Here is a 15,309-nt window from a genome sequence, read left to right as displayed (position 1 = left end):
AGTCGGCGTCGAGGTCTGAACCGACCCCGAACCGAAGGCCCCCCGGACTGGTGTCCGCCCCGGGGGGCCTTCTTCGTGTGCTCACGCGAGGGCGATGTCAGTGCCGCGTGCCACCATCGGCCTCATGGACAAAGTGCGGCAGATCCGGCTCGCCAAGGACGCCATGGACCGGGACTGGGCCGACCCGGAGCTGGACCTCGGCGCGGTCGCCGCGCATGCCGGGTACTCGCGGTACCACTTCCTGCGGGCCTTCAAGGAGGCGTACGGCGAGACGCCCGGGCAGTACCTCACGCACCGGCGGATCGAGCGGGCCGGGGAGATGCTGCGGGCCGCCGATCTGAGCGTCACCGAGATCTGCCACCTGGTCGGCTTCAGCAGCCTCGGCACCTTCTCCGCCCGCTTCAAGGCACGGACGGGACTCACCCCGAGCGAGTACCGCAGCAAGAACGTGGGCCGCGGGGCCGCCCTGATCCCCGGGTGCTACGCCATGCTCTGGGCCGGCGGCTTTCCCCCAGCGAGAGCCGCGAAAAGCACCGCAACTTCGAAGAAGCGCCCCGACCCCGCCGCTGCCTACGGTGACAGGCACGAACCCCCGGACGACAGGAGAGCGGAGCCATGATCCAGGGACTGGGCATCGCCACCGTATGGACCTTCGACCAGCAACGCACCAAGGCCTTCTTCACCGAGAAGCTGGACTTCGAGGTGCGCAGCGAGGTCTCGATGGGCGAGATGACGTGGGTCACCGTCGGCGCCAAGGAGCAGGAGGGCGTCGAGCTGGCCCTGATGAGTCTCGACGGCCCCGGGCTGGACCCCGAGTCCGCCGAGGCGCTGCGGAAGCTCGTCGGCAAGGGCGTGATGGGCGCGGGAGCGTTCCGGACCGACGACTGCCGCGGTGACTACGAGACCTTCCGGGCACGCGGGGTGGAGTTCATCCAGGAGCCGCAGGAGCGGCCGTACGGCATCGAGGCGATCTTCCGCGACGACAGCGGCAACTGGTACTCGCTGACCCAGCGCAGCGAAGAGCTGGACTTCTCCAAGGACTGGGCGTGACGGAGGACGTGGCCGAGGCCGACCACACGGCCGTACGGGTCGCCCTCTGACGGGCCCTGCACATGCGCGCCGATCCGCCGCCGCACGTCCTGGAGGACGACATCGGGCTGCGGCTCGCCGGTCCGGAGGACGGGTGGCGCGAGCGGCCCGATATGGACGTGGCCGCCACGCGCCGCACCCGGGCGTCGATCGTGGCCCGGACCCGGTATGTGGAGGACCTCGTCGTCGAGCGGGGAGTTGACCAGTACGTCGTCCTCGGCGCCGGTCTCGACACGTTCGCCCAGCGCAGGGGACCGGAGCTCGCCGCGGAGCGCGGGCTGCGGGTCTTCGAGGTCGACCAGCCGGGACCGCAGGCCTGGAAGCGACAGCGGCTGGAGAGGCTCGGCTTCGGTGTCCCCGAGTGGCTGCGGCTCGTGCCGGTCGACTTCGAGGGGGACTGGTGGGGTCGCCTGGCCGAGGCCGGGTTCGATCCCGGGCGCCCCGCGGTGGTGGCCTCCACGGGCGTCACCATGTATCTCACCCGGGAGGCGAACGCCGCCACGTTCCGCCTGGTCGCCGGGCTCGCACCAGGCTCCACGCTGATCACGACCTTCCTGCGGCCACCCGAGGACGTCGAGCCGGATCAGAGGCCACAGCTGGAGGCGGCCGTGAGGGGAGCGAGGGCGGCCGGGACGCCTTTCCTCAGCTTCTTCAGGCCCGCCGAGATCCTGGCCCTGGCGCCCGCGAGTCGGGCTTCCGGGAGGCCCGGCACGTTCCGGCGGAGGAGCTGGACCAGCGGTACTTCAGGGGGAGGACGGACGGCGTACGACCGTCCAGGGGAGAGGAGCTGATGCTGGCAGGCATCTGAGAGGAGCCGCCCGAAGGAGCCCCGCCGCCGGCAGGTCACGGCAGCATCGGATAGCTCCCGGTGGCCGTGGGCGCATGCTCCGGCAGCCACAGCACCGCCACCGCGCCCTCCGCGTGCACCCCGTCGGGAGCCCCCGCCGGCCGCACGTTGCGGAAGGTCAGCCGCGCCCCCAGCACCCGCGCCTGACCGGCCGCGATGGTCAGACCGAGCCCGTGGCCGTGGCCCGCGCGGTCCGCGCTGCCCGTGCGGAAGCGGCTCGGGCCGTCGGCGAGGAGGTCCTCGGGGAAACCGGGGCCGTGGTCCCGGACCCGGATGACGCGGCCCTCGACGGTGACCTGGACGGGCGGCTTGCCGTGCCGGGCGGCGTTGGCGAGGAGGTTGAACAGCACGCGTTCCAGGCGGCGCGGATCGGTCGTGACCTCGGACTCGTGCACCACGCGGACCTCGATCTCCGGGTCTTTGGCCGCCACCCGGCGGGTGACGAACTCGCCGAGCAGGATGTCCTGGAGCTCCGCCCGCTCGTTGGCGCCGTCGAGCCGGGCCACCTCCAGGACGTCCTCGACGAGGGTGCGCATGGCCTTCGCCCGGTCCAGGACCAGTTCCGTGGGCCGGCCGGGAGGCAGCAGTTCCGCCGCCGTCAGCAGACCCGTCACCGGTGTCCGCAGCTCGTGCGCGATGTCCGCGGTGACCCGCCGCTCCGCCTCCAGCCGCTGCTGGAGCGCGTCCGCCATGGCGTCCACGGCGCTCGCGAGGTCGTCGGTCTCGTCCCGTACGACCCCGCCGATCGCGTCCCGCACCCGGACGTCCGTCTCGCCCTTGGCCATCTGGTTCGCCGCGGTCGCCGCCTTCCGAAGCCTCCGCGACAACTGCCCACCGATGAGGACGCCGAGCGCGCTGCCGCCGAGGACCACGGCGATGGAGCCGATCACCAGGGCCTGGTCGAGGTCGTTGAGGATGTCGGTGCTGCGGTCGGTGAACCCGGTGTGCAGCGACAGCACGTGCCCGCCCTTGACCGGGACCGCGGCCCAGATGTCCGGGCCCCGGTCGGGCCGGTCGGAGACGTATGTCGCCCGGCGGCCCTCCTCGACCTTCTCGCGCAGCGGGGGCGGCAGATGAAGGTCGTCGACCGCGATGCTGGGGAAGTTCGGCTTGCCCGTCAGTTCGTAGTTCCGCTGGGCGATCTGGATCCGCTCGTCCGCGAGGTCACGCGCGTTGTCCAGCATCGAGACGCGGGCCGCGTTGTGCACGACCAGGCTCAGCGCGATCGCCACGAGCGCGCCGACCAGCGCGATGGCCGCGCTGAGCTTCCATCTCAGCCCCGTCCGCACCACCAAGCGCTCCGTCACCGGGCCCCGCAAGATCCCCCGCATGCTCCAGGTCCCCCTGCTCAGGCTTTCAACTTGTAGCCGAACCCACGGACCGTCTCGATCCGGTCCTGGCCGATCTTGGTGCGCAGCCGCTGCACATGGACGTCGACGACCCGGGTGTCACCGCCCCAGCCGTAGTCCCACACCCGCTCAAGGAGCTTGTCCCGGGACAGGACCGTGCCCGGCGCGGAGGAGAACTCAAGCAGCAGCCGCATCTCGGTCGGGGTGAGCGCCACCGGCTGCCCGGCCTTGCGCACCTCCATGCCCTCGGTGTCGATCTCCAGCTCGCCGAAGGTCAGGACACCCCCCGCGGCCGCGTCCGCGCTCTCCTCACCCCGGTCGGTCCCGCCCGCGTGCCCGAAGCGGCGCAGCACCGCACGGATCCGGGCGACCAGGACGGCCCCGTCGAACGGCTTGGTCACGTAGTCGTCGGCGCCGGCCTCCAGGCCGAGCACCACGTCGATCGAGTCGGCACGCGCCGACAGCATGATCACCGGCACGGTGGACTCGTCGCGGATACGGCGGCACAGGCTGACCCCGTCCAGGCCCGGGACCATGACGTCCAGCAGGGCGATGTCGGGACGGTCCGCCCGGAACGCCTCCAGGCCCGACAGGCCGTCGGGCATGGCGGTGACCGCGAAGCCGTCCCGCTCCAGGGCGAGTTGGGTGGCCTCGCGGATGACATCGTCGTCCTCGACGAACAGCACGTGGGTCTGGTCTGCCATCCGGGTGCTCTCACTCTTCGGGGTCGTTGCGGTCACTGGGGGATCGTTCCGGGAGGCCCGATCGGTTCAGCTGTCGGGCGTCGGCGTCGGATCCGTGCCGACGACGTCGCTGTAGTCGCTGTGCGTCCGGTACACCGCGGCGAACCTCCCCGAGACCCAGCGGTACGTGATCACGTTCTCGCCGGACGGGTCCGACACCGGGTCGCCCTTCTCGTACACCTGCTTGGTCACCACCAGGTCGCCGCGGTCGATCTCGGCGTAGACCGGAGGTTCCTCGGTCTGGAAGACATTCTGGTACGAACCGTCTTCCTCGCGGTACACGTACGAGCCGACGCCCACCAGATCCGCACAGGTCACGACGTTGACGACGACGTCGTCGGCCGAACTGCCGGTCAGGTCGCCGTAGTACAGGTCGACCGGGTACTGGTCGGTGCCGCAGGGCTCCAGATCGCGCTTGACCGCCTCGGAGACCTTCGGGTCCGACTGGAGGAGAGCGACCGCGCCCTTGCGGTCCAGGCGCGGGGAGGCCTGGGCGGACCGCATGACGGACGGCAGGGGCGAGGGTGAGGCCCCGTCCTCCGCGACCGCGTGCGCCGGACCCTCGTCACGGGTGCCGGTGCCGCCGGTGGCGCAGGCGGAGACGAAAAGGGCGAGGGCGGCCAGCACGGCCACCGCCGTGCTCGCCGCCTGGAAGATCCCCCGGACCGGAGCGTGGTCCGGCCGGGTGGGCCCGGTTTCGGTCAGGCCGCCGCGCAACGCTCCCGCTCCTCACGCTCCAGCGCGCGTGCGTCCAGGTCGCGGGCCTCCAGCTCCTCGCGGAGCCGGGCGAGCGCCCGGTGCAGCGTGCTCTTGACCGTACCGGCCGACATGCCGAGGGCGGCGGCCGTCTCCTCCGTGGACATCTGCTCCCAGTGTCGCAGCACCACGACGCTGCGCTGCTTGGGGGCGAGCACCTTCATGACGTCCATCAGCAGGGCGCGGTCCGCGTGCTGCTCGGTGGAGTCGTCGACCGAGGCGTCCGGGAGCTGCTCGGTCGGGACCTCCTCCAGCTTCCGCGCCCGCCACCACTCCGTGCGGGTGTTGATCATCACCCGGCGCAGATAGGCGTCCGCGAGCCGCTTGTCCTCGATGGTCTCCCAACGGCCGTACGTCCGTACGAGCGCCGTCTGGAGCAGGTCCTGCGCGTCGACCGGGTCCGGGACCAGGCGGCGTGCGCTGCGCAGCAGCGCGTCCTGCCGGGTGCGAACGTACTCCTCGAACTCGAGCACCTCTCCCTGCGCCATGCCGACCGCCTCCTGATCCCCGTTTCCGGCAGTCCCTGCCGGTTCTCATCACGTGTGCTGCCGCCTGGTGTGCGGCATGGCAATGAAGCTACGGAGCTGTTGTCACGGGGCTGTGCGAAGCAGCGCGCGGCTGGCAATCGGCTGTCCGTCGGTTGTGTAACGGAAGCCGAAAACGGGTAAACCGGCGCGGCTATTCGCGCCGGTTCAGGGAGGTTTGCCCGTTTGCTTCGTCACGGGCTATGTCAACGGCAGCCGATAAAAACCACCCGGGAGGGGCTCGACGAGTCCGTCCGCGACCAGACCGTCCAGCGCCCGCGCCCGCTGCACCGGCTCGTGCCACACCCGGTCGAGCACCGTCTGCGGGACGGGCGCGTGGGCCTCCCGCAGCACGGCGAGCAGCTTGCCGCGCACCTGACGGTCGGTACCCGCGTACGTCTGCCCGCGCCGCGGCGGGCCGTCGTGCTCGGGCTTGCCCGCGAGCCGCCAGGCGCACTGGTCGGCGATCGGACAGCGCTGACAGGACTCGTTCTTGGCCGTGCAGACGAGCGCGCCGAGCTCCATGGAGGCGGCGGCCCAGCGCGCGGCGGTGCTCTCGTCCTGAGGCAGCAGCGCGCGGGCGAGCTTGCGCTCGGCGGCGGTGGTGGCGTTCGGCGGGTACCGCACACCGGTCACCGCCCGCGCGAACACCCGCCGCACATTGGTGTCCAGCACGGCATGCCGCTGCCCGTACGCGAAGGAGGCGACGGCGGCCGCCGTGTACTCGCCGATCCCGGGCAGCGCGAGCAACTGGGCGTGGTCCGTCGGTACATCACCGCCGTGCCGTTCCGTTATGGCGACCGCGGCGCCGTGCAGTCGCAGCGCCCGGCGCGGATAACCGAGCCGGCCCCAGGCGCGCACCGCCTCGCCGGGTGCCTCCGCGGCCAGATCGGCGGGCCGCGGCCACCGTGCGAGCCACTGCTCGTAGACCGGCAGCACCCGGCTCACGGGCGTCTGCTGGAGCATGAACTCACTGACCATCACCCCCCACGGGCCGGCCTCGGGCCGCCGCCACGGCAGATCCCGGGCGTGCTCGTCGAACCAGTCGATGACAGGGGAGTGCAGGCCCGCTCCGCCGGGGGCGTCGGTGATGCCGTCGGCGGGGCTGCCGTGCGGGGACTCGGGCTGGGGCTGGGGCTGGGGCTTCGTGGGCGCAGTCATGGCCTTCCGATCCTGCCATGGCCGGGGGCCGGTGCGGGCGGTCCGCCACCCCCGGGGGACACCGGACCTCTGACTCGGCGGCGGTACGGACCACCGCTCCGGCAGGCAACTCGTGGCGGGGGCGGCGGAGTCGGAAGGCAGCCGTGGCCAGAGGTGCAAGGAACGCGATCGCGAACCTGTGGGTGACAGAGGCGAACAGTGCGCGCAAGCGAGGGAGTCCGGCTCGCGTCCATGTCGCGCCCCTCGGTCGTACCCACGTGGGGGTGTCGTCCGTGCGGCCGGTGATGTCCCGGTGAAGCCCGGCGGACTCGAAGTCCGTGGTCACGGACCGTAGGCGACGGGCCGATACGGTCACGCCCCGCGATCGTCACGTGTCAGTTTCCGGAATGATGATCCTGAAAAGTTGTGTCGCCGAGCGGCGGGTGAGGACGGCGAACTCGCCGATCTCTCGTACAGTTTGCGCCGTGGGATCTCTGCGCAATCCGGTCGGGCCGCTTCCCTCCTCCATCTACTGGCGACGGAGGGCCGTCATGCTGTCCGTCCTCGGCGTGCTGGCACTGCTGATCGCGTGGATCGTCACCTCCGGCGGCGGAGGCGGCAAGAACGGCGCGGATGGGCCCAACGACAAAAATCCCTCCCCCTCGACGATCACCCCCGGGCCGTCCGGCTCCGGGCCGGCGATCAGTCAAGCCCCGGGCGGCCGCGACGAGTCGACGACCGGTGGGGACACCGGCGGGGGCGCGGGATCGGCCGCCGGTTCCAGCGCCGGCGCGGGTGCCGGCACCGGGGGCGGCTCGGGTGCCGGTGGTGAGACCGGTACGGGCGGCTCCGCGGGAGCCGGCGGGGCCGGCAGCGCCGCGGGCGGCGGTACGGGCACCGGGGTCGGGCAGGGCGACACCCTTCCGGCCGGTTCCCCGCTGCCCAACTGCGCCGCCGGTGCGGTGAGGTTGAGCGTGCGCAGTCTGCACAACGCCTACGACCCCGGCCAGACGCCCACGCTGCTGCTGACCGCGACGAACTCCTCCGGCACTGACTGCAAGGTCGATCTCGGCCCCAAGAACGCGGTGTTGACGATCACTCAGGCCGATGCGGACGACGCGTACTGGTCGTCCGCCGACTGCCCCAAGACCGCGGGGAACCTGGTCTACCGGGCTCCGGCCGGCAGCAGCATCACGTACACCGTGAAGTGGGACCGCAAGCCGAGCGCTCCGCAGTGCGCGACGCCTCCCGCGGGGTCGGCGGGTTCCGGGACCTACCTGGTGGAGGTCAAGGCGCCCGGGTATGCCACCGCGCAGACTTCGTTCGTGCTGGAGAACGACTGAACAACCGTCCGCGGCACCCGCTCGGGGCGGAGCCGCGAATGGACACGGCCCCCGCCCCGGAAGGGGCGCTAGACGTACCGTTCCAGGATTGAGCTCTCGGCCAGGCGGGACAGGCCCTCCCTGACGCTCCTCGCCCTGGCCTCGCCGACTCCGTCGACCGTCTGGAGGTCGTCGACGCTGGCCGCCAGCAGCTTCTGGAGACCGCCGAAGTGTTCCACCAGGCGGTCGATGATCGCGCCGGGCAGGCGGGGAACCTTGGCCAGGAGGCGGAAGCCTCGGGGAGAGACGCCCGAGTCGATCGCCTCGGGGGAGCCGGTGTAGCCCAGGGCGCGGGCCACGGTGGGCAGTTCGAGGAGCTCGGCGTGGGTCAGGGCGTCCAGTTCGGACAGCGCCTCCTCGACCGTGCGGGAGCGCTTCGCGGTGGGCTCGGGGACGTAGTCCCGGACCACCAGTTCGCGTTCCGGCTCCACGCCCGCGATCAACTCGTCGAGCTGGAGGGCCAGAAGGCGTCCGTCCGTGCCGAGTTCGACCACGTACTCGGCGATCTCGGTCGCGATACGGCGGACCATCTCCAGGCGCTGGGCCACGGCCGAGACGTCCCGGACCGTCACGAGGTCCTCGATCTCCAGCGCGGAGAGCGTGCCCGCGACCTCGTCCAGGCGCAGCTTGTAGCGCTCCAGGGTCGCAAGAGCCTGGTTCGCGCGGGACAGGATCGCCGCCGAGTCCTCCAGGACGCGGCGCTGCCCGTCGACGTACAGCGCGATGAGGCGCATCGACTGGGAGACCGAGACGACCGGGAAGCCGACCTGTTTGCTCACCCGGTCCGCGGTGCGGTGCCTGGTGCCCGTCTCCTCCGTCGGGATCGTCGCGTCGGGCACGAACTGCACGCCCGCCCGCAGGATCTTCGACAGGTCGGACGAGAGCACGATGCCGCCGTCCAGCTTGCACAGCTCACGCAGGCGCGTGGCCGCGAACTCGACGTCCAGGACGAAACCGCCCGTGCACATCGTCTCCACCGTCTTGTCGAAGCCGAGCACGATGAGTCCGCCGGTGTTGCCGCGCAGCACCCGCTCGAGGCCGTCGCGCAGGGGGGTGCCGGGGGCCACGGCGCTCAGGGAGGCGCGCATCAGGCCATCGGAACCGGCACTCCCACCGGACTTTCCGGGAGCTGCTGCCCGGTCGTTGGCTGCCACTGCTCTCCTCCGGTCGCGGGGTCTTGGGCGCTCCCGTGTCGCACATTCGGTTCGTACGGACGGGCGAGACCAGGGCAAAGTCTACCGGCGGTCCTCCGCGTCCTGTGGGGCCTCTCGCCGACGCGAGCGCGGAAGGACCCTCAGGGCGTCCCCTATGTCCGCGACTTCCATCACCTTCATGCCGGCCGGGATCTTGCCCGGATCACCCGGTACGAGCGCGTGGGTGAAGCCCAGACGGTGTGCCTCGGAGAGCCTGCGCTGGACGCCCGTGACCCGTCTGACCTCGCCCGCGAGGCCCACTTCGCCGATCGCGACGAGGTTCTTGGGCAGCGGGGTGTCGCTGGCCGCGGACGCCAGGGCGAGGGCGATCGCCAGGTCCGCGGCGGGTTCCGAAAGCTTTACCCCGCCGACCGTCGCGGAGTAGATGTCCCGCTTGCCGAGCGCGCTGATCCGGCCGCGCTGCTCCAGGACGGCGAGCATCATCGAGACGCGGGAGGTCTCCAGACCCGAGGTGGTGCGCCGGGGCGAGGGGATCTGCGAGTCGACCGTGAGCGCCTGGACCTCGGCCACCAGGGGACGGCGGCCCTCCAGGGTGACGGTGAGACAGGTGCCGGGGACCGGTTCGTCACGACGTGTCAGGAAAAGTCCGCTCGGGTCGGCGAGACCGGTGATGCCCTCGTCGTGCAGCTCGAAGCAGCCGACCTCGTCCGTGGCGCCGTAGCGGTTCTTGACGCCCCGTACGAGCCGGAGGCGCGCGTGCCGGTCGCCCTCGAAGCTCAGGACCACGTCCACGAGATGCTCCAGCAGACGCGGTCCGGCGATCGCGCCGTCCTTGGTGACATGGCCCACAAGGAGGGTGGACATCCCGCGCTCCTTGGAGGCGCGGATCAGCGCCCCGGCCACCTCGCGCACCTGGGCCATGCCGCCGGGGGCGCCGTCGATCTCGGGGGAGGCGACCGTCTGCACCGAGTCGAGGATCAGCAGGGACGGCTTCACCGCGTCCAGGTGTCCGAGGACGGCGGACAGGTCGGTCTCCGCGGCGAGATAGAGGTGGTCGTCGATCGCGCGGATGCGGTCGGCGCGCATCCGGACCTGGCTGGCGGACTCCTCGCCGGTCACATAGAGCGTGCGGTGCTCGTCGCTCGCCGACTTGGCCGCCACGTCCAGCAGCAGCGTGGACTTGCCGACGCCGGGCTCGCCCGCGAGGAGCACCACCGCGCCGGGCACGAGGCCGCCGCCGAGGACCCGGTCCAGCTCGGGCACGCCGGTGGAGCGGGCGGTGGCCTGGCGGCCGTCGACCTGGCCGATGGGCACGGCGGAGGTGGTGACGCGGCCGGGGGCGGTCGTACGTACCGCGGGCGCGCCGTACTCCTCGATCGTCCCCCAGGCCTGGCACTCGGGGCAGCGGCCGAGCCACTTGGCCGTCTGCCAGCCGCACTCGGTGCAGCGGTAGGACGGACGCTCCTTGGCGGTCTTCGTACGGGTGGCCATGCACGAACCGTAACCGCCGCCACTGACAACACGGCCGCCCGCCGGACGGCATGCGCTCCGGCAACCGGGCCGTCCCGTGCGCCGGCACGCGAATCGGCCACGTCCTGATGGGAACGAGCCACCGAATCGGGGGTTCCTGTCCCCTATTGAGGGATCGTTTCACCCGTACGGAGTAAATGTGCTCAAGGCGCAGGAAGAGGCCATGTTTCGCCCCCTACGGTCCACGGATGATGAGCAGCAGTCCGGAGACCTCGACCCGCACCACCGGCGCGCACCGGGCGCAACGGCAGGAGCGCGACCGCGCTGCGGCGCGCACGCTGGCGCAGCGGCCGCCCGCGCGCTACGAGCCGTACCTCGATGGCCTGTTCACCTACTGCATGTCCGTGCTGTGCGACCACGACGCGGCGACCGCCGCCCTCCGTGACGCCCTCGCGCTCGCCGAGAGGCGCGGCGGCCCGGACGCGCCCGGCGACCGCAGGGCCTGGCTGTACGCGCTGGCCCGCTGGGCCTGTCTGCGCAAGCTGGCCGAGGCCAAGCAGAAACGTCAGGCCACGCACGCGGCAGGGCGTCACGGAGCCTCCAAGGAGCACGCCGGGCCCCCGGTCGCGGAGGACGTCCTGGAGGCGCGGCGCCGCCAACTCTCCCTGCTGGCCTGGCCGGAGGCGGCCGGTACGACCCCGGAGCAGCGCGAGGCGCTCGAACTCGCCGTGCGCCACCATCTCGCCGCCCACGAGGTCGCCGCCGTCCTCGGCATGGACCTCGCCGGCGCCCGCGAACTGCTCGCCTCCGCCGCCTGCGAGGTCGAGCGCACACGCGCCGCCCTGGCCGTCGTCGAGATCGGTGGCTGCCCGAGCGTGGCGCGGCTCACCGGCGACAACCAGTTCGTGCTCAGCTCCGCCCTGCGCCGCGAACTGGTGCGCCATGTCGACGACTGCCCGCGCTGCCGCCGCAGCGCCGAGCGCGCGATCCCCGGCCGCTGGCCCGGTGCCATGATCACGCCCGCCGAGCTGCCCGTGCTCGAAGCGCCGCGCGCGGTCCTGTGCACGGCGCCGACGCACCCGCCACGCGCGCGTGGCGCCGCCGTGCCCCGCTTCGACCGGCGCGGCTTCCCGATGGACCCCAAGGACCGGGCCGCGCGCCGCGACCGGCTGCGCGCGCGTGCCGTCACCACGACCGTCGTCGCCACCGTCGTCGCCGCCCCCGTGCTCGCCCTGTGGGCCGCCTACCGGGGCGGTCCCGGCGAGGGGGCCGACGGCCACTCCGCCAGCGCGAGCGAGGCGCACGGCCCCGACAGCCTCGACGGCGTGGCGGCGAGCGGCGGCTACCAGAACGCCGGCAACGCGAGCACGACACCCGGCAACCGTTTCGCCAAGGACGGCCGGCCCGACGTCTCCGTGGAGGTCGTCAGCGTCGCGGGCGCCGGCAAGAAGGGCGCCGGACACCTGGAGGTGGGCGGCGGCAACGACGGCGACACCACACTGATCACCCTCACCGCGACCGGCGACGCCCCGGTCCGCTGGTCGGCCACCACGGGCGCCTCCTGGCTCTACCTGAGCCAGTCCTCGGGAGCCCTGAAGCCCGGAGAGTCGCTGACGATCAAGGTGTACGTCGATCACCTGCGCGAGCCGTCAGGGCCCTGGAGCGCGCGCGTGGCGGTCTCACCGGCAGGCGCCGTGGTCACCATCCACGGCTACGGCACGGCGCCCGCACCGTCCGCCTCCGGCGAGCCGACGACGCCCCCGTCCAGCCCCAGCCCCACGGCCTCGCCCCCCTCGGATCCCCCTCCGAGCGACCCGCCGTCCTCGTCCCCCTCGCCGACCCCGCCGGACCCCACCCCGACGGCCTCGGCGAGCACCACGCCCCCACCGACGGACAGCGAGGCCCCGAGCCCGTCCGCGTCGTAGCGGACGCGGCCGCGGAACCGGGGTGGTGACGGGCGTGCCGTGGCCGTCGGGGCGGGTTCCGGTGGCCGCCGGTTCCCACCGCTCAGGCGGTCGGGTCCGCCGGATGCGGTGCCAGCAGGGGCAGTTGGGAGGCCAGGCGCTGCTCGCAGAGTTCGACCAGACGGTCGTAGCCCCCCTTGCCCATCAGCTCGATCAGCTCGGGGCGGTAGGAGACGTACACCGGGTCGCCGGCGCCGTGTGCCGAGGTCGCCGACGTGCACCACCAGTGCAGGTCGTGGCCGCCCGGACCCCAGCCGCGCCGGTCGTACTCGCCGATCGACACCTGGAGCACGCGCGTGTCGTCGGGCCGGTCGATCCAGTCGTACGTCCGGCGCACCGGCAGCTGCCAGCAGACGTCCGGCTTGGTCTCCAGCGGCTCGCGGCCCTCCCGCAGCGCCAGGATGTGCAGCGAGCAGCCCTGGCCGCCCGCGAAGCCGGGCCGGTTCTGGAAGATGCAGGAGCCCTGGAAGGGCCGGGTCTGCCGGTCGCCGTCCTCGTCCTCGGAGATCCAGCCGTTCTCCGTGCCCTCGGCGTGGTGCTGCCAGATGTCCGGAGTGAGTCGCGCCACATGTTCGGCGACCCGCTGCTCGTCGTCCTCGTCCGAGAAGTGCGCACCCAGGGTGCAGCACCCGTCGTCCGCCCGGCCCGCCTGGATGCCCTGGCAGCCGCTGCCGAAGATGCAGTTCCACCGAGAGGTGAGCCATGTCAGATCGCAGCGGAAGACCTGCTCGTCGTCCGCCGGATCCGGGAACTCCACCCACGCGCGCGCGAAGTCGAGCCCCTTCTCGTCGGCCTTCAGAGCCTTCATGGCCTTCCGCGCCTGCTTCGCCGGCTTCACCCGCGAAGGACCGTCGGCAGATACGGCCGTTTTGTCGTCCTTCACCTTTTTCGTCTTTGGCACGCGTCCAGGGTAAGTCGCCCGAGGCCCCTCCGGAGCCAGTGGAACGACCGGCGGGCAGTAGCGTTCCCTACATGAGACTCGGTGTCCTCGACGTGGGATCGAACACGGTGCATCTGCTGGTGGTGGACGCGCACCCCGGCGCCCGCCCCCTGCCCGCGCATTCGCACAAGGCGGAACTGCGCCTGGCCCAACTCCTCGACGACGCCGGGGCGATAGGTCCCGAAGGCGTCGAGAAACTGGTCTCGGTCGTCAAGGACGCACTCCAGGCCGCCGAGGACAAGGGCGTCGAGGACCTGCTTCCCTTCGCCACCTCCGCCGTCCGCGAGGCCAGCAACGCCGACGATGTCCTCGCGCGCGTGCACGCCGAGACCGGCGTCGAGCTCCAGGTCCTCACCGGCGCCGAGGAGGCCCGTCTCACCTTCCTGGCCGCCCGCCGCTGGTTCGGCTGGTCGGCGGGCAAGCTCCTGGTCCTCGACATCGGAGGCGGCTCCCTGGAGGTCGCCTACGGCATCGACGAGGAACCGGACACCGCCGTGTCCCTGCCCCTGGGCGCGGGCCGTCTCACGGCGGGCTGGCTCCCCGGGGACCCTCCGACCCCGGACGCCATCCGGGCCCTGCGGCGGCACGTGCGCGCCCAGATCGCCCGAACGGTCGGCGAGTTCGCCCGCTTCGGCGCCCCCGACCACGTGGTCGCCACCTCCAAGACCTTCAAGCAGCTGGCCCGCCTGGCCGGCGCGGCCCGCTCCGCCGAGGGCCTCTACGTCCAGCGCGAACTGAAGCGCGAGTCCCTGGAGGCCTGGGTCCCGAGGCTGGCCGGCATGACGACGGCCCAGCGGGCGGAACTCCCGGGCGTCTCCGAGGGCCGGGCGAACCAGCTCCTGGCGGGCGCCCTGGTGGCCGAGGGGGCGCTGGACCTGTTCGGTGTGGAAACGGTCGACATCTGCCCGTGGGCCCTCAGAGAGGGCGTGATCCTGCGCCGACTTGACCACATGGGATCAGTGGGGGGCATTTAGGGGCGCGGGGAACCGCGCGAGCAACCACGACGGCACCGCACACGCCCCCGTGGCAAACGCCACAACGGCGAACAGGCGCCCCACACCCACCCCGGCGAACCCTTTAGGCTGACCTCCGTGGCAGAACCAGTCGTACGGATCCCGGATGCGAAGGTCGCCCTCTCGACGGCCTCCGTCTACCCGGAGTCGACGGCGACGGCCTTCGAGATCGCCGCGCGCCTCGGATACGACGGCGTCGAGGTCATGGTGTGGACCGACCCGGTCAGCCAGGACATCGAGGCCCTGCGCCGCCTCTCCGACTACCACGGCATCCCCATACTCGCCGTGCACGCCCCCTGCCTGCTCATCACGCAGCGCGTGTGGTCCACGGACCCCTGGGTCAAGCTCCAGCGCGCCCGGGCGGCGGCCGAGAAGCTGGGCGCGAGCACCGTCGTCGTCCACCCGCCCTTTCGCTGGCAGCGCCAGTACGCCCGGGACTTCGTCAACGGGATCTGGCGGATGGCGAACGAGACGGACGTACGGTTCGCCGTCGAGAACATGTACCCCTGGCGCTACCGCGACCGCGAGATGCTCGCCTACGCCCCCGACTGGGACGTCACCAAGGACGACTACCGGCACTTCACGATCGACCTCAGCCACGCGGCGACGTCCCGGACCGACGCGATGCAGATGGTCGACCGGATGGGCGACCGCCTCGGCCACGTCCACCTCGCCGACGGCAAGGGTTCCGCGAAGGACGAGCACCTCGTGCCCGGCCGCGGCAACCAGCCCTGTGCCGAGCTCCTGGAGCGCCTCGCGCTGAGCGGCTTCGACGGCCATGTCGTCATCGAGGTCAACACCCGGCGCGCGATGTCCGGCGCCGAACGCGAGGCCGACCTCGCCGAGGCCCTGGCCTTCACCCGCCTCCATCTGGCCTCGGCGGTGCGGGTGCCCCGGCGGTGAGCAGCGACCCCACCCCGGCGGTGAGCAACGGTGAT

General features: G+C 72.2%; 14 protein-coding genes and 1 pseudogene. 7 read left to right on the top strand and 8 right to left on the bottom strand.

Annotated elements, in window-relative coordinates:
• The first annotated feature begins 124 nt into the window (after nt 1–124).
• The 3 genes and pseudogenes from H293_RS0135340 to H293_RS53025 all read left to right on the top strand — a co-directional run bounded on the left by H293_RS0135340 (nt 125) and on the right by H293_RS53025 (nt 1,897).
• Nucleotides 125–619, top strand: coding sequence for a helix-turn-helix transcriptional regulator (locus H293_RS0135340; protein ID WP_033416026.1), 495 nt, complete (start codon nt 125–127; stop codon nt 617–619).
• Nucleotides 616–1,050, top strand: a complete 435-nt coding sequence (locus tag H293_RS0135335; RefSeq protein ID WP_020122540.1) for a VOC family protein — start codon at nt 616–618, stop codon at nt 1,048–1,050. The genes H293_RS0135340 and H293_RS0135335 overlap by 4 nt, the downstream gene beginning before the upstream one ends.
• A 62-nt stretch (nt 1,051–1,112) precedes the next feature.
• A pseudogene (locus tag H293_RS53025) lies at nt 1,113–1,897 on the top strand (class I SAM-dependent methyltransferase).
• Between the two features lie 35 nt (nt 1,898–1,932).
• Here H293_RS53025 and cseC read toward each other — a convergent pair.
• The 5 genes from cseC to H293_RS0135305 all read right to left on the bottom strand — a co-directional run bounded on the left by cseC (nt 1,933) and on the right by H293_RS0135305 (nt 6,469).
• Entirely contained in the window at nt 1,933–3,267 is a 1,335-nt protein-coding gene (gene cseC / locus H293_RS0135325) for a two-component system sensor histidine kinase CseC (RefSeq protein WP_028808482.1), read from the bottom strand.
• A 17-nt stretch (nt 3,268–3,284) separates the two neighbouring features.
• Entirely contained in the window at nt 3,285–3,989 is a 705-nt protein-coding gene (gene cseB, locus H293_RS0135320; protein ID WP_020122538.1) for a two-component system response regulator CseB, read from the bottom strand.
• 66 nt (nt 3,990–4,055) lie between these two features.
• Complete coding sequence (locus H293_RS0135315; protein ID WP_020122537.1) at nt 4,056–4,745, bottom strand: hypothetical protein; 690 nt, start codon at nt 4,743–4,745, stop codon at nt 4,056–4,058.
• Nucleotides 4,730–5,272 carry a SigE family RNA polymerase sigma factor gene (locus H293_RS0135310; RefSeq protein ID WP_020122536.1) on the bottom strand — a complete coding sequence of 181 codons (543 nt, stop codon included), beginning with the start codon at nt 5,270–5,272 and terminating at the stop codon, nt 4,730–4,732. Before H293_RS0135310 ends, H293_RS0135315 begins: the two co-directional genes overlap by 16 nt.
• 237 nt (nt 5,273–5,509) lie before the next feature.
• Nucleotides 5,510–6,469 carry an HhH-GPD family protein gene (locus H293_RS0135305; protein ID WP_020122535.1) on the bottom strand — a complete coding sequence of 320 codons (960 nt, stop codon included), beginning with the start codon at nt 6,467–6,469 and terminating at the stop codon, nt 5,510–5,512.
• A gap of 464 nt (nt 6,470–6,933) precedes the next feature.
• Here H293_RS0135305 and H293_RS0135300 point away from each other — a divergent pair, with 464 nt between their 5' ends.
• Complete coding sequence (locus H293_RS0135300) at nt 6,934–7,791, top strand: hypothetical protein (protein ID WP_078612763.1); 858 nt, start codon at nt 6,934–6,936, stop codon at nt 7,789–7,791.
• A gap of 68 nt (nt 7,792–7,859) precedes the next feature.
• Here H293_RS0135300 and disA read toward each other — a convergent pair whose 3' ends face one another.
• Nucleotides 7,860–8,984 (bottom strand): DNA integrity scanning diadenylate cyclase DisA, encoded by a 1,125-nt coding sequence (disA, locus tag H293_RS0135295; protein WP_028808481.1) that lies wholly within the window; start codon nt 8,982–8,984, stop codon nt 7,860–7,862.
• An 81-nt stretch (nt 8,985–9,065) separates the two neighbouring features.
• Nucleotides 9,066–10,475 carry a DNA repair protein RadA gene (gene radA, locus H293_RS0135290; RefSeq protein ID WP_020122532.1) on the bottom strand — a complete coding sequence of 470 codons (1,410 nt, stop codon included), beginning with the start codon at nt 10,473–10,475 and terminating at the stop codon, nt 9,066–9,068.
• Nucleotides 10,476–10,702: 227 nt separating this feature from the next.
• On the opposite strand from radA, the gene H293_RS0135285 reads away from it, so the two are divergent.
• Nucleotides 10,703–12,379 (top strand): BACON domain-containing protein, encoded by a 1,677-nt coding sequence (locus H293_RS0135285; protein WP_020122531.1) that lies wholly within the window; start codon nt 10,703–10,705, stop codon nt 12,377–12,379.
• Nucleotides 12,380–12,461: 82 nt separating this feature from the next.
• Here the strand turns inward: H293_RS0135285 and H293_RS0135280 are convergent, their stop codons facing one another.
• Nucleotides 12,462–13,319 carry a DUF3109 family protein gene (locus tag H293_RS0135280; RefSeq protein WP_028808480.1) on the bottom strand — a complete coding sequence of 286 codons (858 nt, stop codon included), beginning with the start codon at nt 13,317–13,319 and terminating at the stop codon, nt 12,462–12,464.
• 71 nt (nt 13,320–13,390) lie between these two features.
• Between H293_RS0135280 and H293_RS0135275 the strand changes: the two genes are divergently transcribed.
• Together H293_RS0135275 and H293_RS0135270 are read left to right on the top strand one after the other, a co-directional pair.
• The gene (locus H293_RS0135275; RefSeq protein ID WP_020122529.1) at nt 13,391–14,332 is read left to right on the top strand and encodes a Ppx/GppA family phosphatase; all 942 of its coding nucleotides are present in this window, start codon (nt 13,391–13,393) and stop codon (nt 14,330–14,332) included.
• Between the two features lie 117 nt (nt 14,333–14,449).
• Nucleotides 14,450–15,274 carry a sugar phosphate isomerase/epimerase family protein gene (locus H293_RS0135270; RefSeq protein WP_020122528.1) on the top strand — a complete coding sequence of 275 codons (825 nt, stop codon included), beginning with the start codon at nt 14,450–14,452 and terminating at the stop codon, nt 15,272–15,274.
• The last annotated feature ends 35 nt before the right edge of the window (nt 15,275–15,309 follow it).

The organism is Streptomyces canus 299MFChir4.1 (assembly GCF_000383615.1).
Classification (GTDB): Bacteria; Actinomycetota; Actinomycetes; order Streptomycetales; family Streptomycetaceae; genus Streptomyces; species Streptomyces canus_C.
The sequence above is the reverse complement of the archived record's forward strand: the minus strand, read 5'-3'. Positions and strand labels throughout refer to the sequence as shown.